Source organism: Erwinia psychrophila (assembly GCF_039023475.1).
In the GTDB taxonomy this organism is placed as follows: domain Bacteria; phylum Pseudomonadota; class Gammaproteobacteria; order Enterobacterales; family Enterobacteriaceae; genus Erwinia.
On record NZ_JBCHVB010000009.1, the window covers coordinates 98863 to 121285 of the forward strand.

Genomic DNA, 22423 nt, shown 5'->3' on the forward strand with positions numbered 1-22423 from the left:
CGTCCCGGCGGGCAAAACGGGCCTGAGCCCGGTTGATTTGCCGCCAGTTTACTGGCTGCCCCCGGTGGAGGAATTAATCTTCGTCAAGGATACAGGCGGACACTGCGTCTTTTTCACCGTCTGGGGCAGAAAAAGGAGGGATTTCAGGCGTAAAAAAGGAGGCCGGAGCCTCCTCTCATTCAACGTGATCTGCCGGGTTAAAGAATAAAGCGGCTTAAGTCTTCATCCGCGACCAGCTCATCAAGATGTTTACTCACGTACTCAGCGTCAATCGTAATGGATTCGCCATCCAGATCGCTGGCGTCATAGGAGATATCTTCCATCAGACGCTCCAGCACCGTATGCAGACGACGCGCGCCGATATTTTCAGCCGTTTCGTTCACCTGCCATGCCGCTGCCGCGATACGGGAGATCCCATCCTCGGTGAAGTGAATATCCACGCCTTCCGTTTTCATTAGCGCTTTGTACTGCACGGTCACGGAAGCGCTCGGTTCAGTCAGAATACGTTCGAAATCGTGCGTGGTAAGAGCCTGAAGCTCAACGCGGATAGGTAAACGACCCTGCAATTCCGGGATCAGATCTGACGGGCTGGCAACCTGGAATGCGCCGGAAGCGATAAACAGAATATGATCGGTCTTCACCATGCCATGCTTGGTGGAGACGGTGCAGCCCTCAACTAGCGGCAGCAAATCGCGCTGAACGCCTTCACGGGAAACGTCCGGGCCTGAGCTTTCGCCACGCTTACAGACTTTATCGATCTCATCAATAAACACGATGCCGTGCTGCTCAACCGAATCAATCGCTTCCTGCTTCAGCTCTTCAGGATTAACCAGCTTGGCGGCTTCTTCTTCCACCAGCATTTTCATCGCGTCTTTGATCTTCAGCTTGCGGGGCTTCTGCTTCTGGCCGCCCATATTCTGAAACATCGACTGCAGCTGGCTGGTCATCTCTTCCATGCCCGGCGGTGCCATGATCTCCACGCCCATCGGCGCAGCGGCCAGGTCGATTTCGATCTCTTTATCATCCAGCTGGCCTTCACGCAGCTTCTTGCGGAAGGACTGGCGTGCAGCAGAAGGTTCAGACGCGCCTTCAGACTGGCCCCAGTTGTTTTTAGCCGGTGGGATCAGCACGTCAAGGATGCGCTCTTCCGCCATCTCTTCAGCGCGGTAGCGATTCCGCTCAATGGCCTGAGAACGCACCATCTTAATGGCTGAATCGGTCAAATCGCGGATAATAGAATCCACTTCTTTGCCCACATAGCCCACTTCAGTGAACTTGGTCGCTTCTACCTTGATGAAAGGCGCATTGGCCAGCTTGGCCAGACGGCGGGCAATTTCTGTTTTACCTACGCCGGTCGGGCCGATCATCAGAATGTTTTTCGGCGTGACTTCATGGCGCAGCTCTTCATCGAGCTGCATGCGGCGCCAGCGGTTGCGCAGGGCGATCGCGACGGCGCGTTTAGCGCCTTCCTGGCCGATGATAAATCTGTTCAGTTCGCTGACGATCTCGCGCGGGGTCATTGCAGACATAATTAGGATCCTTACGCTTTAGACGGTAATTCTTCGATGGTGAGATGATGGTTGGTGTAAATGCAGATATCGCCTGCAATACCCAGCGCTTTTTCCACAATGTCGCGTGCGCCGATCTCGGTATTTTCCAGCAGCGCACGGGCCGCAGCCTGCGCGTAAGGACCACCGGAACCAATGGCAATCAGATCGTTTTCAGGCTGAATAACGTCGCCATTACCAGTAATAATCAGAGAGGCATTCTCATCCGCTACCGCCAGCAGGGCTTCCAGTTTGCGCAGCATGCGATCGGTACGCCAGTCTTTGGCCAGTTCAACGGCCGCCTTCACCAGATGACCCTGATGCAGTTCCAGCTTGCGTTCAAAGAGTTCAAACAGGGTAAAGGCATCTGCGGTACCGCCGGCAAAACCGGCAATGACTTTGTCATTATAGAGACGACGCACTTTTTTGACGTTGCCTTTCATCACGGTGTTGCCGAGGGTAGCCTGGCCATCACCGCCAATCACTACCTGGCCGTTGCGTCGAACACTTACAATTGTTGTCACGGGCAGACCCCTTGTTGCAGTAAGAAGATGTCCCCACACTTTTTATGTGGGGCATTGATGCAACCAGATATGGGGCGGGTTTGAAGGGTTTCAACCCCCGATAGAGAGAGGAATACAATTTGTGTGGCCAGAACCGCGCAGGCGTTTCAGCGTGCTGTCCGCGCCTGAGCGATTATTGTACGGCCCGATAACCACACGATTCCAGCCGCCGCCGGTCGTGATATGGCTTTCAAACCCTTCGAAGGCCAGCTGAGCGCGAATGGATTCGGCCTGATCGGTACCTTTAAAGGAGCCGCACTGCACCATCCAGCGCTGCGGATCTGCCTTTTTCACCTCTTTTGGCTTCGGTTCCGCTTTTGGCTGAACGCGGCCTTCCGGCGCCTGGCGAACCGGTTCACGCGGCGCGACGGGCTGAGGACGGGTAGGCGGCGGCTGAGTGCGCGACTGCTGCTGGAGCTGAGTTTGCTGACGCTGAAGCGTCTGCTGCTGCTGTGCAGGGGACTGCTCGTTCCAGGGAACTTCATTCAGCTGGGTTGGCTGCTGACGCATATCCGCCTGCATCTGTTCCAGCAGCTGGCGCTGCTCGTCGGTGAGCTGCGTCTGAGAATGGACTTCGCCGCCCGCTGAGGGTTCTTTTGGCGCAGGGACGGTGATCTGGCGGTTTTCCAGTTCTTTGATGTAGCGCCAGCGCTCTTCCGGCTTGGGCGGCAAGCCGTTACCGACCGCTTTATGGTCCGGCACCGGCGTCTCTTCTTTCTTCTGATGCGCGATAAACCATAAACCGCCGATAAAGGAGACCAGTACCGCAACGGCAAGCACCATCATTATCTTCGATACCCCTGAACCACTACTGCGCTTTTTACTGCGGCTGTTGGTCTTTTTGCGACGCGTCCCTGTCGAACGCCCGCGGCCTACGTAATCTTTTTGTGCCACTATCGTTCCGCTAATAATCAATAAAAGGTGAGGCTGGGAAAAACAAGATGTCGCGCCCGGCTGTCAGCTCGCCATGTTACTCAAGGGCCGGAAGTTTGACCAGCAGCGATACCATTAAGAATCTGCTGATTCTCGTTTTTGCGGTCAACTGCGCAGCGGATTGACGCGGCTAACGCTTCTCCCGCAGGTATGGGGCGGTGCTGCCCCGGATTTTCAGTTCAAAATCCAGCAGGCGTGAACCGCTGTTCACCTTTTTCCCCTGAAGCTGCTCCAGCAGCAGACTCATTGCTTCACGTCCGATATTGAAACGCGGCTGGGCAACGGTGGTGAGCTGAGGATCGCTGTAGCGGGAGAGTTCGATATCATCAAAGCCAATCAGCGAAAGATCCTGAGGAATGCGCAGGCCCATTATTTTTGCCTGCGACATGGCGCCAAGCGCCATAATATCGCTATGGCAGAACAGCGCATCGGGCCGCTGGGGCAGCGTCATCAGCTGTTTCATGGCGCGGCTTCCGGCATCAAAGGTAAAGTCGCCGCGGACAATATAGTGGGGATCAACCGGTAAACCGTTGCGTCTGAGCGCCTGAATATACCCCTGTAAGCGGTACTGACAGAGCGGCATTTCATGGGGGCCGGCGATGCAGGCGATACGGCTGTGTCCCAGCTTAAGCAGATGATTGACGGCCTCAAACGCCGCCGTCAGGTTGTCGATGTGAACGGTCGGCAGCTCCAGCTCAGGGGCAAACTCATTGGCCATCACCATCGGCGGCAGATTCCGCTGCTCTTCAAGGCTGGTATCAAAAGGGACCTGTGAGCCCAGCAGCACCATCCCGTCAATCTGGCGGGTAAGCATTAGGTTAAGAAAAGATTTTTCCTGCCTGTTCTGGTGCGCACAGTCACCAATAAGAACCAGATAGTCCTGCTCCGCCGCCACGACCTCAATACCCCGAATCATCTCACTGAAAAAAGGATCGCAGATGTCCGGTACGATGACCAGGATGGTGCGTGACTCGCTGCGCTTACTGGCCCTTGACAGAGCGTGAGGAGAGTAGCCAACGGCAGTGACCGCCAGTTCTACTTTTTGACGCGTGGCAGCAGAGACCTTTTCCGGGTTCATCAGCGCGCGGGAAACGGTCGCTGTTGATACACCTGCCTTTTCAGCCACGTCCTTCATGGTCGCGCCTGCTGTCTCCTGATTCTGCTCCAACGCTGCTCTCCTCGCCCGAACGGCTTCTCTTCGGGGATAATTCGGGTTAATAAGGTGGGGGACCATCAATTTGCTGACAACCATCACATTTTAATCAGATGTCAGGGCGGCTCGTTACTTAATTTGCATAAAAAATGTGACCTGTAAGACGTTTTTCGATGCGGCTCCCAACATTTGAGGGATTATCCCTCCGTTGGATCCACGTCCAGCGTCCATTTTACCTTGCGGGACTGCGGCAGCGTGCCGATGAGCGGCAGCGTGTTTTTAATCAGTCGCTGGAGTAAACCCCGTGAAGGATGCTGGACCAGCAGCTGCCAGCGATACCGGCCGCCACGCTTTGGCTGCAGCGCCGGCACCGGCCCCATCACCCAGAGCGCTTCATCCTTTAGCGGACTGGCTTCCAGCAAATTGCGGAGCTGCTGAAGAAACAGCGCTGACTGCTGGTTGTCGTGATCTTCCGAACGAAAGAGAATATGGCTGGTAAACGGCGGCAAAAAGACGGCTTCCCGCTCGCTCAGCGCCTGCTGCGCAAAAGCGTCATAGCCCTGATGCATCAGCGTCTGCAGCAGCGGATGATCGGGATGGTGAGTTTGCAGCATCACTTCACCCTGCTTACCGGCCCGTCCGGCGCGACCTGCCACCTGCGTGTAAAGCTGGGCGAAGCGCTCGGCGGAGCGGAAGTCTGCTGAGAACAGCGCACCGTCCACGTCGAGCAATGAAACCAGGGTCACATCGGGGAAGTGGTGGCCTTTGGCCAGCATCTGCGTACCGACCAGAATGCGCGCCCCGCCACGATGTACATCGGCAAGGTGCTGCTCAAGCGCCCCTTTGCGGCTGGTAGTATCCCGATCGATACGGGAAAGGGGAACCTCCGGAAACAGGCCGGTCAGGTTCTGCTCCAGCTGTTCGGTGCCCAGGCCGACCGGCACCAGCTGAGTTGAGCCACACTGCGGGCATTGATGCGGAATCGGGCGCTGGCTGTCGCAGTGGTGGCAGCGAAGCTGCCGCTGATGCTGATGCAATGTGTAGTAGCGATCGCAGCGCTGACATTCGGCCAGCCAGCCGCACTCATGGCACAGCAGGGCCGGCGAGAAGCCGCGCCGGTTCAGAAACAGCAGAACCTGGTTGTCCGCTTTCAGGTGCTGGCTGATTTTTGCGATCAGCATCGGCGAGAGTCCACCCTGCAGCTTCACGCCTTTCAGATCGATCAGCTGTTGGGTCGCCTGACGTGCATTCCCGGCCCGTTTACTCAGATTGAGCTGGCGGTATTTTCCCATTCGCACATTGTGCAGCGTTTCCAGGGCGGGCGTGGCGGAGCCCATAACGATGGGGATATCCTCCTGGCGGGCGCGGAAGACGGCCAGGTCGCGCGCCTGATAGCGCCATCCTTCCTGCTGCTTGTAAGAGCTGTCGTGTTCTTCATCAATAATGATGACGCCAAGGCGGGCAAAAGGGGTGAACAGCGCAGAGCGGGTGCCAATGATAATCGCCGTTTCACCGCTGCGGGCCCGCAGCCAGACCGCCAGCCGCTCGCTGTCGTTAAGGGCGGAGTGCAGCACATCTACCGGCGCGTTGAACCGCTCGCGAAAGCGGGCGATGGTCTGGGGCGTCAGGCCAATTTCAGGCACCAGCACCAGCGCCTGCCCGCCGGCCGCCAGCACGTTTTCCAGCACGCTGAGGTAGACCTCTGTTTTTCCGGAACCGGTAATGCCCGCGAGCAGCCAGGCGGCAAAATGATCGTCCTCGCTGCGCATGGCGCCGACGGCCGTCGCCTGCTCGGTGTTCAGACGCAGCCTTTCGCCGATTACGCGGTAGTTAGTACGCCAGTCCTGATGGGCACGCGGCTGCGAGCGGAGTTCGCACAGTCCTTTCGCCTTAAGCGCCTGTAGCGTGGCGTCGGTAATGTCATGCTGGCTGATTTCGTGTCGATAAAGGCTGCGCTGGCGTAATGCAGCAAGCGCCTGCTGCTGTTTCGGCGCGCGCTTCAGGCTTTCCTGAGGTGTGGCCCGTCCCGTCTCGCTGATCGTCCACTGATAAAGCGGCGCTTCAGCGGCGGGCTTTCCCTGACGCAGCAGCACCGGCATGGCATGGAAAAGCACCTCACCCAGCGGATAATGGTAGTAGTCCGCGGCCCAGAGCAGAATGCGCCAGAGCGAGGGCGGATAGAGTGACGCCTCGTCCAGAACCTCATGTACTGCCTTAAGCTGATCGAGGGGAAAATCGCTGGTTTCACTCAGGCCGACCACCACGCCTACCGCTTTGCGCTTGCCGAACGGGACGCTGACGCGTGCGCCCACTGCTGCCGCAGGCAGGTGAGGCGGCAACAGATAGTCAAAGTTTCGGGCTAGCGGGACCGGCAGGGCGACCTGAACAACGGGCATGAATTCATCCAGATGAAATTGTGAGCGGGATAGTGTACACTGTGTGTTCCTGAATGTGCGGATTCGATTGCAGCGAGCGGTTACTTTCTGTATAGTTCGCCGCCGTGATACGGCATTTTGGTATCATTACACCTGAAATATTAATCCTCGTGTGGTGCCGGTGCAGGGTCAACCCTGGCACGGGAGAGCGACACGGCCTTAACTGAGGTTTCCCATGAAAAAAGGTATTCACCCAAATTACGCTGAAGTTACTGCTAAATGTTCTTGCGGTAACGAGATCAAAACCCGCTCAACCGTGGGTCACGACCTGAACCTGGACGTGTGCGGCAAATGCCACCCGTTCTACACCGGCAAGCAGCGTGATGTTGCCAGCGGTGGTCGTGTTGACCGCTTCAACAAGCGTTTCAGCATCCCAGGCAGCAAATAAGCAACCTGAACGAGACGCAAGTTTCGGATGCAGCGAAAAAACCCAGCTTCGGCTGGGTTTTTTTATACCTGAAAATCAGTATTCCCAGGTATCGGGATCGACACCCATTTCCCGCATGATGGCTTTCGCCGCTTCCGGGATTTCATCACTGCGCTCTTTACGCAGATCGACATCATCCGGTAAAGGCTGGCCGGTAAAGGCGTGCAAAAACGCTTCACACAGCAGTTCACTGTTGGTCGCGTGCCGCAAATTATTCACCTGACGACGGGTACGCTCATCGGTTAAAATTTTCAGCACTTTTAACGGGATAGAGACCGTTATCTTTTTTACCTGCTCGCTCTTTTTACCGTGCTCGGCGTAAGGGCTGATATATTCGCCGTTCCATTCAGCCATGGGTTACCTTAATCATTATCAAATTATTGAAATGCCGAAATTCTGCTAATTATGCCCGAAGTTACTGCCCACCACACCGCATTGGCGCAACTTTCTGTTAGCTATAGCGTCATAATCTTAACGGTTATTGCCGGATTGCTCAATCTATACGCAAAGACATTTAGATGTCCAGATGTGTTGACGTCTATTCCTGCCCTGTTATGCTAAGCACTCTTCCTTAATCTGATTCTGGAACACTGGCACCATGACGCGTAAACAGGCAACCATCGCAGTACGCAGCGGTTTGAATGATGACGAGCAATATGGCTGCGTTGTCCCGCCGATTCATCTCTCCAGCACCTATAATTTTACTGACTTTAACGAGCCCAGAGCGCACGACTATTCCCGTAGGGGGAACCCAACCCGTGACGTCGTGCAGCGTGCGCTGGCCGAGCTGGAGGGCGGTGCCGGTGCGGTGATGACCAATACCGGGATGTCTGCGATCCATCTGGTCTGTACTGTTTACCTGAAGCCGGGAGATCTGCTGGTCGCGCCCCATGACTGCTATGGCGGCAGCTACCGGCTGTTTGACAGCCTCAGCAAGCGCGGAGCCTATCGTGTCAAGTTTGTCGATCAGGGCGATGAGGCGGCGCTTCAGGCGGCGCTGGCAGAGAAGCCAAAGCTGGTGCTGATTGAAAGTCCAAGCAACCCTCTGCTGCGGGTGGTGGATATTGCCGCCATCTGTCGGGCGGCGACGGAGGCCGGCGCTGTCAGCGTGGTGGATAACACCTTCCTCAGCCCTGCGCTGCAAAATCCTCTGGAGCTGGGCGCCGATCTGGTGCTTCACTCCTGCACCAAGTACCTGAACGGGCACTCAGACGTGGTGGCAGGGGCGGTCATTGCAAAAGATCCGGCCCGGGTAACGGAACTGGCCTGGTGGGCCAATAATATTGGCGTAACGGGGGCCGCTTTTGACAGCTATTTACTGCTACGTGGCCTGCGTACGCTGGCCCCGCGTATGGCGGCCGCACAGCGCAACGCGCTGGCCATTGTGGCGTATCTGAAACAACAACCGCTGGTCAAAAAGTTGTATCATCCTTCCCTGCCGGAAAACGCAGGTCATCAGTTCGCGGTTCGTCAGCAGAAGGGCTTTGGGGCCATGCTCAGTTTTGAACTGGACGGCGACGAGCAGACGCTGCGGCGCTTCCTGAAAGCCCTTGAGCTGTTTACCCTGGCGGAGTCGCTGGGCGGCGTTGAAAGCCTGATTTCCCATACGGCAACCATGACCCACGCAGGAATGTCGGCTGAGGCGCGCGCGGCGGCAGGAATTTCTGAAACGCTGCTTCGCGTTTCAACGGGAATTGAAGATCACGAAGATTTAATCGCCGATCTGGATAATGCATTCCGGATAGCGGCCGAGAGGTAAGCATGAGTCAGTCAGCAGTGGCAGCGGGCACACGCCAGCTGCATAAATTCGGCGGCAGCAGCCTTGCCGATGCTAAGTGTTATCAGCGCGTCGCCGGAATTATGGCGGAGTACGGCTTACCGGGAGATGTGATGGTGGTTTCCGCCGCCGGAAGCACCACCAACCAGCTGATTAACTGGCTTAAGCTGAGCCAGAGCGACCGCCTGTCGGCTCATCAGGTGCAGCAGACGCTGCGTCGTTACCAGAGTGAGCTGATTAGCAGCCTGCTGCCTGCCGCGCAGGCTGATACGCTGATTACCGAATTTATCCACGATCTCGAAAGGCTCGCGACGCTGCTCGACAGCAAGATAACCGAAACGACCTACGCCGAAGTGGTGGGACATGGTGAGATCTGGTCTGCCCGACTGATGGCAGCCGTGCTGAACCTCCGGGATATGAAAGCCTGCTGGCTGGATGCGCGGGATTTTCTGCGCGCCGAACGTGCCGCGCAGCCTCAGGTAGATGAAGGCAAATCCTGGCCTCTGCTGCAGCAGTTGATCGCACAGCATCCCGGCGAACGTCTGGTGATCACCGGCTTTATTTCCCGCAATGACGCGGGCGAAACCGTCCTGCTGGGCCGTAACGGCAGTGACTATTCGGCTACGCAGATCGGTGCGCTGGCCGGTGCGTCACGCGTGACAATCTGGAGCGACGTCGCCGGCGTGTACAGCGCCGATCCCCGAAAAGTGAAAGATGCCTGTCTGCTGCCGCTGCTGCGGCTGGATGAAGCCAGCGAGCTGGCGCGTCTGGCGGCACCGGTTCTGCATACGCGAACGCTTCAGCCTGTTTCCGGTAGCGACATCGATCTGCAGCTGCGCTGTAGCTATCAGCCTGAACAGGGTTCAACCCGCATTGAGCGCGTGCTGGCATCCGGTACTGGCGCACGTATCGTGACCAGTCATGATGACGTCTGCCTGATTGAGTTTCAGGTTTCGCCGCAGCATGACTTTGCCACGCAGAATAAAGAGATCGACCATCTGCTCAAGCGTGCGCAACTCCGTCCGCTGGCGACCGGCGTTCATCCCGATCGTAATCTTCTCCAGCTCTGCTATACCACTGAGGTGGTTAACAGTGCGCTGGCGCTGCTTCAGGATGCCGCGCTTCCCGGTCAGCTTAAGCTGCGTGAAGGGATGGCGATGGTGGCGATGGTGGGGGCGGGCGTCTGTCGGAACCCTTTGCACAGCCACCGCTTCTGGCAGCAGTTGAAAGATCAGCCTGTTGAGTTTATCTGGCAGTCTGAAGACGGGATCAGCCTGGTAGCGGTGCTGCGCGTTGGCCCAACCGAGCATCTGGTACGGGGGCTGCACCAGTCTCTGTTCCGTGCCGAGAAGCAGGTAGGGCTGGTACTGTTTGGCAAAGGGAATATCGGTTCCCGCTGGCTTGAGCTGTTTGGACGTGAGCAGGAGACGCTGTCGGCGCGAACCGGCTTTGAGTTCATCCTCGCCGGCGTGGTGGACAGCCGCCGCAGCTTGCTGAACTATGACGGCTTAGACGCGAGCCGTGCGCTGGCCTTCTTTGAAGATGAAGCGGTGGAACAGGATGAGGAGTCGCTCTTCCTGTGGATGCGCGCCCATCCGTTTGACGATCTGGTGGTGCTCGATGTGACCGCCAGTGAACCTCTTGCTAATCAGTATCTTGATTTCGCCAGCCACGGTTTCCACGTGGTCAGCGCCAACAAGGTGGCGGGCGCCTCAAGCAGTGACCGCTACCGGCAGATCCGCGACGCTTTTGCCAAAACGGGCCGCCACTGGCTTTATAACGCGACCGTGGGCGCTGGCCTGCCGGTCAACTACACGGTGCGTGACCTGCGCGAGAGCGGCGACAGCATTCTCTCTATCAGCGGTATCTTTTCCGGCACGCTCTCCTGGCTTTTCCTGCAGTATGACGGCACGGTGCCCTTTACCGAACTGGTCGATCAGGCCTGGCAGCAGGGGCTGACGGAGCCGGATCCGCGCGTGGATCTGGCCGGTCAGGATGTGATGCGTAAGCTGGTGATCCTGGCCCGTGAAGCTGGCTACGATATAGAACCCGATCAGGTTCGCGTCGAATCGCTGGTGCCGAAAAGCTGTGAGAATGAATCCGTCGATCACTTCTTTGAAAACGGTGAAGTGCTGAATGAGCAGATGCAGCAGCGCTATGAGGCGGCCTGCGAGATGGGGCTGGTGCTGCGTTATGTGGCGCGCTTTGATGCCAACGGCAAAGCCCGCGTGGGCGTTGAGGCGGTCAGAGACGATCATCCGCTTGCCGCATTGCTGCCCTGCGATAACGTGTTTGCTATTGAAAGCCGCTGGTACCGCGATAACCCGCTGGTGATCCGCGGGCCGGGGGCGGGGCGGGATGTGACCGCTGGCGCCATTCAGTCCGATCTCAACCGGCTGGCGCAGCTGCTTTAGCAGAAGGGCGGAGGCGAAAGCCTCCGCTGAGTATGCGCAAAGTCCGCAGGCCCCCAAGCCGTTTATAACGTCGTTTCAAGTCTTACGATGAAACGCTTTATTTTCTGCCTGGGTTTCCGTTTTTTACTGTCACCGGACTTTTTTCGGAAATGTCCTCACCAGCACACAACGTTTAACTCGCTACATCACAGCCTGCCATTTATCTCGCTTACCTGTAGCTCAGGAATGCGCTTCGTCACCTTACCCTCTGGTTTCTCAGGGAAAGAGCGTGAGTATTGTTAAACGCGCTGCCCATCGCACCTTCCTTGCTTCTTAAGCAGAAGAAAAATATTCATCGCACCCTGAAAAAAAATCACGCGCAGGAACAATCGCCGCTGTTGACAAAACCAGCGATTCAGGTCATTTTGAATGTCTGGACGTCTAAACGTATGGATGTTTAGTAAGTTCTTCTTTCGATAAGCCGCAAGCGATGAGGTAAGCAGGTATGAGTTTTTTCCACGCCAATCAGCGCGAAGCGCTGAACCAGAGTCTGGCTGAAATTAGCGGGCAAATTAACGTTTCCTTTGAGTTTTTTCCCCCGCGCACCAGTGAAATGGAACAGACCCTGTGGAGCTCTATCGATCGCTTAAGCAGCCTGAAACCCAAATTCGTCTCGGTCACCTACGGGGCAAACTCCGGTGAGCGTGATCGTACGCACAGCATCATCAAAGGTATCAAGGATCGTACCGGTCTTGAGGCGGCACCGCACCTGACCTGCGTTGACGCCACACGGGACGAGCTGCGCGCTATCGCTCAGGATTACTGGAATAACGGTATCCGTCATATTGTCGCCCTGCGCGGCGATTTACCGCCCGGCGGCGGCAAACCCGAAATGTACGGTGCCGATCTGGTCGGTCTGCTCAAAGAAGTGGGCGATTTCGATATCTCCGTGGCGGCTTATCCTGAAGTGCATCCGGAAGCCAAAAGCGCGCAGGCTGATTTGATCAACCTGAAGCGTAAAATCGATGCGGGAGCAAACCGCGCCATCACCCAGTTCTTCTTTGATGTGGAAAGCTACCTGCGCTTTCGCGATCGCTGTGTGGCGACCGGCATTGACGTGGAGATCGTACCGGGCATCCTGCCGGTCTCTAACTTTAAGCAGCTTCAGCGCTTCGCCACGCTGACCAACGTTCGCGTACCGGGCTGGATGACCAGCATGTTTGCAGGGCTGGATGACGATCCGGAAACCCGTAAAATGGTTGGAGCCAACGTGGCGATGGATATGGTGAAAATCCTCAGCCGCGAAGGGGTGAAGGACTTCCATTTCTATACGCTTAACCGTGCCGAAATGAGCTACGCCATCTGCCATACGCTGGGCGTGCGCCCCGCAGGCGTCGCTGCCGCCTGACGCAATGCCGAAAAAAAGCCATCCTGTGAAAACAGGATGGCTTTTTGCTGTCCGCAGATCGCCCGTTTTGATGCACACAGTCTGGTAACCGGCTGCTGACAGGCGGGCGTTTCTGCCATTCAGGCAAAAACGCCCTGACGATCAGCCTGTATTACGCATTCCCGCTGCCACGCCGGCAATGGTCACCATCAGCGCCTGCTCTACGCGGGCATCTGGCTCATCGCCCTGCGCTTCCTGCTGGCGTGAACGGTGCAGCAGCTCTGCCTGAAGAACGTTCAGCGGATCGGTGTAGACGTTACGCAGCGCAATGGACTCGGCAATCCACGGCTGGTCAGCCATCAGGTGGGCATCATTGGCGATGGTCAGTACCGCTTTGATGTCGCTATCCAGCTGCTCGCGCAGCTGCCGGCCCAGTGGCCACAGCGATTGATCAACCAGGCGCTGATCGTAGTACTCCGCCAGCCACAGGTCCGCTTTTGAGAAGACCATTTCCAGCATGCCCAGGCGGGTTGAGAAGAAGGGCCAGTCGCGGCACATCGCTTCCAGCTGATCCTGATGACCGGCTTCCATCGCGCTTTGCAGCGCGGCGCCCGCGCCCAGCCATGCGGGCAACATCAGACGGTTCTGCGTCCAGGCGAAGATCCAGGGAATGGCGCGCAGCGATTCCACACCGCCGGTCGGCCGGCGTTTGGCCGGACGCGATCCCAGAGGGAGTTTGCCCAGTTCCTGTTCCGGCGTGGCTGAACGGAAGTAGGGAACGAAGTCGGCATTCTCACGCACGTAGCCGCGATACATCTTGCAGGAATCTGCCGAGAGCTGATCCATGATGTCGCGCCATTTCGGCTCAGGTTCCGGTGGCGGCAGCAGGTTGGCTTCCAGAATGGCACCGGTATACAGCGAGAGGCTGCTGATGGTGACTTCCGGCAGACCGTACTTAAAGCGGATCATCTCTCCCTGTTCGGTCACGCGCAGGCCGCCTTTCAGGCTGCCTGGCGGCTGGGAAAGCAGTGCCGCCTGGGCAGGCGCACCGCCGCGTCCAATGGTGCCGCCGCGACCGTGAAACAGCGTCAGCGCTATGCCGGCTTTGTCGCAGGTTTTGATCAGCGCGTCCTGGGCCTGGTACTGCGCCCAGCTTGCCGCCATCACGCCCGCATCTTTTGCCGAGTCGGAATAGCCGATCATCACCATCTGCTTGCCCTGAATAAAGCCGCGATACCAGTCGATATTCAGCAGCTGGCTCATCACATCATTGGCATTGTTCAGGTCGTCGAGCGTTTCAAACAGCGGCGCAACCGGCATCGCAAAGGTGATGCCCGCTTCTTTTAACAGCAGGTGTACGGCCAGCACATCAGACGGCGTTTTGGCCATCGAGATGACGTAAGCCGCAATAGAGCCTTTTGGCGCTTCCGCCGCCACGCGACAAGTTTCCAGCACTTCCAGCGTATCCGCGCTCGGTTCCCACTGACGTGGCAGCAGCGGTCGCTTGGAGTTAAGTTCGCGGATCAGGAAGGCCTGCTTGTCCGCCTCCGACCAGCTTTCATAATCCCCCAGGCCGAGATAACGGGTGATTTCAGCAATCGCTTCGGTGTGGCGGGTACTCTCCTGACGGATATCAATACGCACCAGCGGCACGCCAAAGCATTTCACGCGGCGCAGCGTATCCAGAAGCTGTCCGTTGGCAATAATCCCCATACCGCACGCCTGCAGAGACTGATAGCAGGCATAAAGTGGATCCCACAACTGATCGTTGGAGATAAGCAGGTTAGCCGGGCGCGGCAGACGCTCGCCTTTCAGTTTGCGCTCCAGGTAAGCCTGAGTGCTTAACAGCTGACCGCGCAGATTTTTCATAATCTCACGGTAGGGCTCCAGCGCTTCAGGGTTGCCGCACAGTTCGCGAACTTCCGGGGTACATTCAGACATCGACAGCTCGGACACCAGCACGGCAATGTCACGCAGAAAGAGATCGGTCGCCTTCCAGCGGCTCAGCTGCAGGACGTGGCGGGTAACGTCTGCGGTGACGTTCGGGTTGCCGTCCCGGTCGCCACCCATCCAGGAGGTAAACTGGACGGGCACAAAATCGACCGGAAGTTTGACGCCGAAAGAGGCTTCAACCTGCTGGTTCAGCTCACGCAGGAAGCTGGGCACGCCTTCCCACAGGCTGTTTTCAACCACCGCGAAGCCCCATTTGGCTTCGTCGACGGGAGAAGGACGATATTTGCGGATTTCGTCGGTATGCCAGGCTTGCGCAACCAGCTGGCGCAGGCGGCGCATAATCTGCGCGCGGTCATAATCTGACAGATCGTTATGATCGAGCTGCTTCAGGCAGCTGTTCACTTCTACCAGTTTGTGGATCAGGGTACGGCGGGTTATTTCAGTTGGGTGAGCGGTCAGCACCAGCTCCAGCGACAAAGATTCAACAGCACTGCGAATGGCGGCTTCGCTCAAATCGGGCTGCTGTTTCAGGCGGTCAAACACGTTGGTCAGAATTTCCGGGTGCTTGGCTACGTCCCCTTTTGGTGAAATCGTGTGGTACTGCTCGGCAACGTTAGTCAGATTCAAAAACTGGCTAAAGGCGCGGGCTACGGGCAACAGCTCATCATTAGAGAGATTTTGCAGCGTTGAGAGCAATTCTTTACGGTGGGCGTCATTTCCCGCACGTGACGACTTTGAGAGCTTACGGATGGTTTCTACCCGATCCAGGATGTTCTCTCCAAGCGCATCCTTGATTGTATCCCCGAGCAGTTTGCCGAGCATACTGACATTACTTCGCATTGCGGAATATTGTTCGTTCATATGACCCCTGAAACCCTTCTTGTTTTGTCGCTTTATTTCACCGTCGCCGGCATAACCTTGTCTTTTATCTAGCCACGTTCGTTACCATTCGTCAAATGACTTCAATTCCCGGCGTAATGTCGTTAAATGTCGGGAAATTATGAAATTTAATTACAGCGAAGCGTGATAAGTTATTCTTATCAGGAAACTCGGAATAAAGCCGGGGGAATAATCTGTTTTTACAGTTAAATCCCCCGGCGGCGCTGAATCAGCCATCAGCTTCCAGGCGCGGTTTCCTCATAGCAGAAATGGTGTACAACCTGAGCGATCAAATCGCGCGTGGGCTGGATAAACGCCGTATCAATGTATTCATCCGGCTGGTGCGCCTGGTTGATTGAGCCCGGACCCAGAACCAGCGTCGGGCAAAGTTCCTGAATAAACGGCGCTTCGGTACAGTAATTCACTACTTCTGTTTCCGTTCCCAGCAGTTTTTCTACCACTTGTACCAGCTGATGCTCACGGGGACATTCATAACCCGGGATCGGCGGATGCAGTTCTCCCACCGTCAGCCGGCCCGGCCAGCGCTCGCTGACCGGTGCCAGCGCTTCGTTCAGCAGCCCCTCCAGTTCGCTCAGCGTCAGGCCTGGCAGAGGGCGGATATCCATGTGCAGCTCACAACAGGCGCAGATACGGTTGGGCGCATCGCCACCGATAATATGCCCGAAGTTCATGGTTGGATAAGGAATAGCAAAGCCATCATGGCGATAGCGTGTCTTCAGCGTATTACGCAGCGCCATCAGTTCAGTGATCGATTCGTGCATCAGCTCAATGGCATTCACGCCTCGCGCGGGATCGCTGGAGTGGCCGGACTGACCCTGAATGCGGATAGCGTGAGAAAGATGGCCCTTATGCGCCCGTACCGGCTTCAGTGATGTAGGCTCGCCAATAATTGCGCAATCAGGGCGAATGGTGGTGGTTTCAGCGAAAAATTTTGCGCCCGCCATCGTCGTTTCTTCATCAGCCGTTGCCAGAATATAGAGCGGCTTCTTAAGCGTCGCGACATCGACGTCGCACAGCGTATCGAGAATAAAGGCGAAGAAGCCTTTCATATCGGCGGTACCAAGACCATAGAGCTTGTTGTCATGCTCGGTCAGGGTGAAGGGATCGCGGCTCCAGCGACCATCATCGAAAGGGACGGTGTCGGTATGACCGGCCAGCAGCAGGCCGCCCGCGCCGCTGCCCGTTTTGGCCAGCATATTGAATTTATGCCGCGTTCCCGGCACCGGTTGTACCTCAACGCTGAAGCCTAAATCGCGGAACCAGCCCGCCAGCAAATTGATTAAAGTTTCATTACTCTGATCGAGCGCGGCGTCGGTCGCACTGATCGACGGGGTGGCGATCAACTCACGGTAAATCTCGATAAAAGGCGGTAATTTTATCTTCACTGTTGACAGTCCTTGCGTTAGGATAGTATCAATATTCATGCATTATTAGTGAATAAAAATACATTAATGGCGTAGGGATGGAAACCGGTAATTGAGCCAAAGTCCAACGCCTGAAGCGTGGGAGCACAGCGCTAATCCGCTGCAACCCGGAATTTTGTGACCGAATAAGGGTGGTCAGTCTGATGTTGAATACGCTGATTGTTGGGGCCAGTGGCTATGCTGGCGTGGAACTTGCGACTTACCTGAATCGTCACCCAGAGGTGAACATAACCGCATTAGCGGTTTCAGCGCAAAGTCCTGACGCAGGAAAATTACTCTCTGAGCTTCATCCTCAGCTTAAGGGCATTCTGGATATGCCGCTACAGCCGCTGAGCAGCGTGGCGGAGTTTGCCGCGGAAGTGGACGTTGTTTTTCTGGCGACCGCCCATGAAGTCAGTCACGATCTCGCTCCTCAGTTCCTGGCGGCGGGCTGCGTTGTCTTCGATCTCTCCGGCGCGTTCCGGGTCAATGATGCCCGCTTCTATACCGACTTCTACGGCTTCACGCATCAACAACAGGAATGGCTCGATAAAGCCGTATATGGCCTCGCCGAGTGGCAGCACGAGAGCATTAAAGAGGCGCAGCTTGTTGCCGTGCCGGGGTGCTACCCCACGGCGGCGCAGCTGGCGCTGAAACCCCTGCTGGAAGCGGATCTGCTGAACGGGGCCCAGTGGCCGGTAATCAATGCGACCAGCGGCGTGAGCGGTGCGGGACGTAAAGCCTCGGTCAAGACCAGCTTCTGTGAAGTCAGCCTTCAGCCCTACGGCATCTTTGGTCATCGCCATCATCCGGAAATTACCGCGCATCTGGGCGTTCCGGTGATTTTTACGCCGCATCTGGGCAGCTTCCCGCGCGGTATTCTGGCTACCACGACCTGTCGCCTGAAAGCGGGCGTCACCCATGACGATGTGGCTGAAGCCTTCCACAATGCCTACCACGATAAGCCGCTGGTGCGCCTGTACGAAAAAGGCGTGCCGTCGATCAAAGGCGTGGTGGGCCTGCCGTTCTGCGACATTGGCTTCGCCGTACAGGGCGAGCATGTCATTGTGGTGTCGGCAGAAGATAATCTGCTGAAGGGCGCCTCATCGCAGGCCGTACAGTGCCTGAATATTCGTTTCGGTTTTCCGGAAACGCAGTCCCTTATCTGACTCAGCGAGCGAACAATGACCACTCCATTGATTATTAAACTTGGCGGCGTGCTGCTGGACAGCGAAGAAGCGCTGGAAAAACTTTTTACCGCGCTGGTTACCTGGCGCGAAACGCATCAGCGCCCGCTGCTGATCGTGCACGGCGGCGGCTGCCTGGTCGACGAGCTGATGAAGAAACTTAATCTGCCGGTGCAAAAGAAAAACGGCCTGCGCGTGACCCCGGCCGATCAGATCGACATCATTACCGGCGCGCTGGCGGGAACCGCCAATAAAACCCTGCTGGCCTGGGCGATCAAACACCAGATCGCCGCAGTGGGCCTCTGCCTGGGTGACGGTGGCAGCGTCAATGTCGCCCAGTTCGATGAGGCGCTTGGTCACGTTGGCCAGGCCACGCCGGGCAATCCAAAACTGATCAACAGCCTGCTGGAAGCTGGTTTTCTGCCGGTGATCAGCTCCATCGGGATTACCCATGACGGAAAGCTGATGAACGTAAACGCCGATCAGGCCGCAACAGCGCTGGCTTCAACTCTGGGCGCTGACCTGATCCTGCTGTCGGACGTCAGCGGCATTCTGGACGGTAAAGGGCAGCGCATTGAAGAAATGACTGCCGCTAAGGCGGAACAGCTTATCGCCCAGGGCATCATTACCGACGGCATGATCGTGAAGGTGAACGCGGCGCTGGATGCGGCCCGCACCTTAGGGCGTCCGGTAGATATCGCCAGCTGGCGCCATGCTGACCAGCTGCCAACCCTTTTTAACGGCGTGTCGATAGGCACCCGGATCCTCGCTTAATACAGTATTCAAGGAAAAGACAATGCAAGATAAGAGCATCAAAAAAATCGTACTGGCTTACTCTGGTGGTCTGGATACCTCGGCCATTATTCCATGGCTGAAAGAGAACTACGGTGGCTGTGAAGTGGTGGCTTTTGTAGCTGACATTGGCCAGGAGCGTGGCGATCTGGAAGGCGTGGAGCAGAAGGCGATTCAGTCCGGTGCGTCTGAGTGCCACGTGGTTGACCTGCGTGAAGAGTTTATCCGTGACTATGTGTATCCGGTACTGCAAACCGGCGCTCTGTATGAAGGCACCTATCTGCTGGGAACCTCAATGGCCCGCCCGATTATCGCGAAAGCGCAGGTGGAACTGGCGCTGAAAGTTGGCGCGGATGCGCTGTGCCACGGCGCGACCGGCAAAGGCAACGATCAGGTACGTTTTGAAACGACCTATACCGCGCTGGCCCCTCAGCTGAAGGTCGTTGCGCCGTGGCGTGAATGGGATCTGCGCTCCCGTGAAGCCCTGCTCGACTACCTGAAAGAGCGCAATATTCCGACCACCGCGTCGCTGGAAAAAATCTACAGCCGTGATGAGAATGCGTGGCATATCTCTACCGAAGGCGGCGTGCTGGAAAGCCCGTGGAACGCACCTAATAAGGATTGCTGGGTCTGGACCGTCGATCCGCTGGAGGCGCCAGATAAGCCTGAGCAGGTGACCGTTTCCGTAGAGAAAGGGTGCGTCGTGGCCGTCAACGGCGAAGCGCTGACCCCGTTCCAGTGTCTGGAAAAGCTGAACGTGCTGGGCGCAAAACACGGCGTTGGCCGTATCGATATCGTTGAGAACCGGCTGGTGGGCATTAAATCCCGCGGCTGCTACGAAACGCCCGGCGGCACGATCATGGTGAACGCGCTGCGGGCGGTTGAGCAGCTGGTTCTGGATCGTGACAGCTTCAAATGGCGTGAGCAGCTGGGCCATGAAATGTCCTACGTGGTTTATGATGGCCGCTGGTTCGCGCCGCTGCGGAAATCTATTCAGGCCGCCGCTCAGTCGCTGGCGGAAGAGGTGAATGGCGAAGTTGTTCTGCAACTCTATAAAGGCCAGGTCACCGCCATCCAGAAGAAATCGGCAAACAGCCTCTATTCCGAAGAGTTTGCTACCTTCGGTGAAGATGAAGTGTATGACCACAGCCATGCAGGCGGCTTTATCCGTCTGTTCTCACTCTCTTCACGCATTCGCGCGCTGAACGAGAAGAAGTAAATATATCAGGCGGCGTAAAGCCGCCTTTTAACCAAACCTAACGAATTTAACGGAGCACTGACATGGCACTTTGGGGTGGACGGTTTACTCAGGCAGCAGATCAACGGTTCAAACTGTTTAACGACTCGCTGCGCTTCGACTATCGTCTGGCAGAGCAGGATATCGTCGGCTCCGTTGCCTGGTCCAAAGCGCTGGTGACGGTCAATGTTCTGACGACAGAGGAGCAGCGGCAGCTCGAAACCGCGCTGAATGTGCTGCTGGAAGAGGTGCGGGCTAACCCGCAGCAGATTCTGGAAAGCGATGCGGAAGATATTCACAGCTATGTGGAAGGTCGCCTGATTGAAAAGGTCGGCGCGCTGGGCAAAAAGCTGCATACCGGACGCAGCCGTAACGATCAGGTCGCCACCGATCTTAAACTCTGGTGCAAGGCGCAGGTGAACGAGCTACTGATGGTAACCCGCCAGCTACAGCAGGCGCTTGTCGCAACCGCAGAAGCGAATCAGGATGCAGTGATGCCGGGTTACACGCATTTGCAGCGTGCGCAGCCGGTGACCTTTGCGCACTGGTGCCTTGCCTACGTTGAGATGCTGGCCCGCGATGAGAGCCGTCTGCAGGATACGCTGAAGCGTCTGGATGTCAGCCCGCTGGGCTGCGGCGCGCTGGCCGGTACGGCCTATGAGATTGACCGGGAGCAGCTGGCCGGCTGGTTAGGCTTCGCCGCCGCGACCCGTAACAGTCTGGATACCGTTTCCGATCGCGATCACGTGCTGGAGTTGCTGTCCGATGCCTCTATCGGCATGGTTCACCTCTCGCGCTTCGCCGAAGATCTGATTTTCTTTAATACCGGTGAGTCAGGCTTTGTTGAACTGTCTGATAAGGTCACCTCAGGATCGTCCCTGATGCCGCAGAAGAAAAATCCCGATGCGCTGGAGCTGATCCGCGGGAAGTGTGGCCGCGTACAGGGCGCGCTTACTGCGATGACCATGACGCTGAAAGGCTTACCGCTGGCCTACAATAAAGATATGCAGGAAGATAAAGAAGGATTGTTTGACGCGCTGGACACCTGGGCTGACTGCCTGCATATGGCGACGCTGGTGCTGGACGGCATCCAGGTAAAACGTCCCCGCTGCCAGGAAGCAGCCGAGCAGGGATATGCTAACGCAACCGAGCTGGCTGATTATCTTGTGGCGAAAGGAATTCCGTTCCGTGAAGCGCACCACATCGTTGGCGAAGTGGTCGTGGCCGCCATCAGTAAAGGCGTGGCGCTGGAAGTCATGAAGCTGGATGAGCTGCAAAGTTTCAGCAGCGCGATCGGGGAAGATGTCTATCCTGTTCTGTCGCTGCAATCCTGCCTGGATAAACGTAATGCCAAAGGCGGCGTTTCTCCCCATCAGATCTCTCTGGCTATCACCGACGCCAAAAAACGTCTGGCCTGATCAAAAAAGGCGGCCATCAGGCCGCCAAACAGGTTACGACTTTATTATTTATCATTGGCACACAAGAGGGCGGGCAAGCGTGGTATTGCCCGGCCTGCATGTTGGGTTAAACCACGAAAAACTGAGCCAGATCGTCGCTGCCGCCAATATGACGACCGCCAATAAAGACCTGAGGCACGGTAGCGCGGCCGGTAACGGCGCGCAGGCTGACGGTTGTGGCATCCTGCCCTAATACAATCTCTTCATACTGAATACCGCGATCCTGCAACATCTGCTTGGCTTTGGCACAGAATGAACAACCTGGCTTGGTGAACAGGGAAACCGACTCCTGCACCTTAAACTCCGGTGCCAGATAGCGCAGCATGGTGTCCGCATCGGAGACTTCAAAGGGGTCGCCGGGCTTGTTAGGTTCAACAAACATTTTTTCCACCACGCCGTTACGCACCAGCATTGAGTAGCGCCATGAGCGCGGGCCGAATCCGAGATCAGCCTTCTCAACCAGCATCTCCATGCCACGGGTGAAATCACCGTTGCCGTCCGGGATAAAAGTAATATTATCGGCGTGCTGATCCGCTTTCCAGGCGTTCATCACGAAGGTGTCATTGACCGACACGCAGAGAATATTATCCACGCCATGCTTTTTAAAAACGTCGGACAGTTCGTTATAGCGCGGTAAGTGGCTTGATGAGCATGTTGGGGTAAACGCGCCCGGCAGTGAAAACACGATAACGGTTTTATCCTTAAACAGCTCATCAGAGGTGATGTCGACCCAACGGTCGCCCTGACGCGTATGAAAAGTGACCTGTGGAACAGACTTACCTTCCTGACTTGCAAACATAAAAGCGCTCCCGTTTGAGGATAAAAAGTGATGTGTTTCCCGAAAGGCGGACATTATTGCGTTTGGCGCTTGATAGGGAT

Annotated in this window: 17 protein-coding genes; 8 read left to right on the plus strand and 9 right to left on the minus strand. The window is 56.6% G+C overall.

Going from position 1 to position 22423, the window contains the following annotated elements; translation table 11 throughout:
• Nucleotides 1-197: 197 nt before the first annotated feature.
• From hslU to priA, 5 genes are all read right to left on the minus strand, one after another.
• Nucleotides 198-1529 carry an HslU--HslV peptidase ATPase subunit gene (gene hslU, locus AAH446_RS18290; RefSeq protein ID WP_342908100.1) on the minus strand — a complete coding sequence of 444 codons (1332 nt, stop codon included), beginning with the start codon at nucleotides 1527-1529 and terminating at the stop codon, nucleotides 198-200.
• 11 nt (nucleotides 1530-1540) lie between these two features.
• Nucleotides 1541-2071, minus strand: a complete 531-nt coding sequence (gene hslV / locus AAH446_RS18295) for an ATP-dependent protease subunit HslV (RefSeq protein ID WP_342908101.1) — start codon at nucleotides 2069-2071, stop codon at nucleotides 1541-1543.
• Between the two features lie 90 nt (nucleotides 2072-2161).
• Nucleotides 2162-3004, minus strand: coding sequence for a cell division protein FtsN (gene ftsN / locus AAH446_RS18300; protein WP_342908102.1), 843 nt, complete (start codon nucleotides 3002-3004; stop codon nucleotides 2162-2164).
• Between the two features lie 169 nt (nucleotides 3005-3173).
• On the minus strand, nucleotides 3174-4211 hold the full coding sequence (cytR, locus tag AAH446_RS18305) for a DNA-binding transcriptional regulator CytR (protein WP_342908103.1): 1038 nt from the start codon (nucleotides 4209-4211) through the stop codon (nucleotides 3174-3176).
• 182 nt (nucleotides 4212-4393) lie between these two features.
• Nucleotides 4394-6592, minus strand: a complete 2199-nt coding sequence (gene priA / locus AAH446_RS18310; RefSeq protein WP_342908104.1) for a primosomal protein N' — start codon at nucleotides 6590-6592, stop codon at nucleotides 4394-4396.
• Between the two features lie 214 nt (nucleotides 6593-6806).
• Between priA and rpmE the strand changes: the two genes are divergently transcribed.
• Nucleotides 6807-7019 carry a 50S ribosomal protein L31 gene (gene rpmE, locus AAH446_RS18315; protein WP_024966154.1) on the plus strand — a complete coding sequence of 71 codons (213 nt, stop codon included), beginning with the start codon at nucleotides 6807-6809 and terminating at the stop codon, nucleotides 7017-7019.
• A gap of 75 nt (nucleotides 7020-7094) precedes the next feature.
• On the opposite strand, the gene metJ is transcribed toward rpmE, so the two are convergent.
• Nucleotides 7095-7412 (minus strand): met regulon transcriptional regulator MetJ, encoded by a 318-nt coding sequence (gene metJ, locus AAH446_RS18320; RefSeq protein ID WP_125290568.1) that lies wholly within the window; start codon nucleotides 7410-7412, stop codon nucleotides 7095-7097.
• 244 nt (nucleotides 7413-7656) lie between these two features.
• Between metJ and metB the strand changes: the two genes are divergently transcribed.
• The 3 genes from metB to metF all read left to right on the plus strand — a co-directional run bounded on the left by metB (nucleotide 7657) and on the right by metF (nucleotide 12636).
• Nucleotides 7657-8817 (plus strand): cystathionine gamma-synthase, encoded by a 1161-nt coding sequence (metB, locus tag AAH446_RS18325; RefSeq protein ID WP_342908105.1) that lies wholly within the window; start codon nucleotides 7657-7659, stop codon nucleotides 8815-8817.
• Between the two features lie 2 nt (nucleotides 8818-8819).
• Nucleotides 8820-11249, plus strand: coding sequence for a bifunctional aspartate kinase/homoserine dehydrogenase II (locus AAH446_RS18330; protein WP_342908106.1), 2430 nt, complete (start codon nucleotides 8820-8822; stop codon nucleotides 11247-11249).
• Nucleotides 11250-11733: 484 nt separating this feature from the next.
• A complete protein-coding gene (gene metF / locus AAH446_RS18335; RefSeq protein WP_342908107.1) occupies nucleotides 11734-12636 on the plus strand; it encodes a methylenetetrahydrofolate reductase in 903 nt (300 codons plus the stop codon).
• Between the two features lie 141 nt (nucleotides 12637-12777).
• On the opposite strand, the gene ppc is transcribed toward metF, so the two are convergent.
• Complete coding sequence (gene ppc, locus AAH446_RS18340; RefSeq protein WP_342908108.1) at nucleotides 12778-15429, minus strand: phosphoenolpyruvate carboxylase; 2652 nt, start codon at nucleotides 15427-15429, stop codon at nucleotides 12778-12780.
• A 254-nt stretch (nucleotides 15430-15683) separates the two neighbouring features.
• Nucleotides 15684-16853: an acetylornithine deacetylase gene (argE, locus tag AAH446_RS18345; protein ID WP_342908109.1), complete on the minus strand. Its 1170-nt coding sequence runs from the start codon at nucleotides 16851-16853 to the stop codon at nucleotides 15684-15686.
• Between the two features lie 182 nt (nucleotides 16854-17035).
• On the opposite strand from argE, the gene argC reads away from it, so the two are divergent.
• The 4 genes from argC (at nucleotide 17036) to argH (ending at nucleotide 21505) form a co-directional block, all read left to right on the plus strand.
• Nucleotides 17036-18040 carry an N-acetyl-gamma-glutamyl-phosphate reductase gene (gene argC / locus AAH446_RS18350; protein WP_342908110.1) on the plus strand — a complete coding sequence of 335 codons (1005 nt, stop codon included), beginning with the start codon at nucleotides 17036-17038 and terminating at the stop codon, nucleotides 18038-18040.
• 15 nt (nucleotides 18041-18055) lie between these two features.
• Nucleotides 18056-18832, plus strand: coding sequence for an acetylglutamate kinase (gene argB, locus AAH446_RS18355; protein ID WP_342908111.1), 777 nt, complete (start codon nucleotides 18056-18058; stop codon nucleotides 18830-18832).
• Nucleotides 18833-18854: 22 nt separating this feature from the next.
• Nucleotides 18855-20069 carry an argininosuccinate synthase gene (locus AAH446_RS18360; RefSeq protein WP_342908112.1) on the plus strand — a complete coding sequence of 405 codons (1215 nt, stop codon included), beginning with the start codon at nucleotides 18855-18857 and terminating at the stop codon, nucleotides 20067-20069.
• 62 nt (nucleotides 20070-20131) lie between these two features.
• On the plus strand, nucleotides 20132-21505 hold the full coding sequence (gene argH, locus AAH446_RS18365) for an argininosuccinate lyase (RefSeq protein ID WP_342908113.1): 1374 nt from the start codon (nucleotides 20132-20134) through the stop codon (nucleotides 21503-21505).
• A 106-nt stretch (nucleotides 21506-21611) separates the two neighbouring features.
• Here the strand turns inward: argH and AAH446_RS18370 are convergent, their stop codons facing one another.
• Nucleotides 21612-22343, minus strand: a complete 732-nt coding sequence (locus AAH446_RS18370) for a glutathione peroxidase (protein ID WP_342908114.1) — start codon at nucleotides 22341-22343, stop codon at nucleotides 21612-21614.
• Between the last annotated feature and the right edge of the window lie 80 nt (nucleotides 22344-22423).

Bases quoted from the DNA above. Each gene is read 5' to 3' on its own strand.
- metJ (WP_125290568.1), bottom strand. From the start codon at position 7,412: ATGGCTGAATGGAACGGCGAATATATCAGCCCTTACGCCGAGCACGGT.
- AAH446_RS18330 (WP_342908106.1), top strand. From the start codon at position 8,820: ATGAGTCAGTCAGCAGTGGCAGCGGGCACACGCCAGCTGCATAAATTC.
- rpmE (WP_024966154.1), top strand. From the start codon at position 6,807: ATGAAAAAAGGTATTCACCCAAATTACGCTGAAGTTACTGCTAAATGT.
- AAH446_RS18370 (WP_342908114.1), bottom strand. From the start codon at position 22,343: ATGTTTGCAAGTCAGGAAGGTAAGTCTGTTCCACAGGTCACTTTTCAT.
- metB (WP_342908105.1), top strand. From the start codon at position 7,657: ATGACGCGTAAACAGGCAACCATCGCAGTACGCAGCGGTTTGAATGAT.
- argB (WP_342908111.1), top strand. From the start codon at position 18,056: ATGACCACTCCATTGATTATTAAACTTGGCGGCGTGCTGCTGGACAGC.
- argC (WP_342908110.1), top strand. From the start codon at position 17,036: ATGTTGAATACGCTGATTGTTGGGGCCAGTGGCTATGCTGGCGTGGAA.
- AAH446_RS18360 (WP_342908112.1), top strand. From the start codon at position 18,855: ATGCAAGATAAGAGCATCAAAAAAATCGTACTGGCTTACTCTGGTGGT.
- argH (WP_342908113.1), top strand. From the start codon at position 20,132: ATGGCACTTTGGGGTGGACGGTTTACTCAGGCAGCAGATCAACGGTTC.
- hslU (WP_342908100.1), bottom strand. From the start codon at position 1,529: ATGTCTGCAATGACCCCGCGCGAGATCGTCAGCGAACTGAACAGATTT.
- priA (WP_342908104.1), bottom strand. From the start codon at position 6,592: ATGCCCGTTGTTCAGGTCGCCCTGCCGGTCCCGCTAGCCCGAAACTTT.
- metF (WP_342908107.1), top strand. From the start codon at position 11,734: ATGAGTTTTTTCCACGCCAATCAGCGCGAAGCGCTGAACCAGAGTCTG.
- ppc (WP_342908108.1), bottom strand. From the start codon at position 15,429: ATGAACGAACAATATTCCGCAATGCGAAGTAATGTCAGTATGCTCGGC.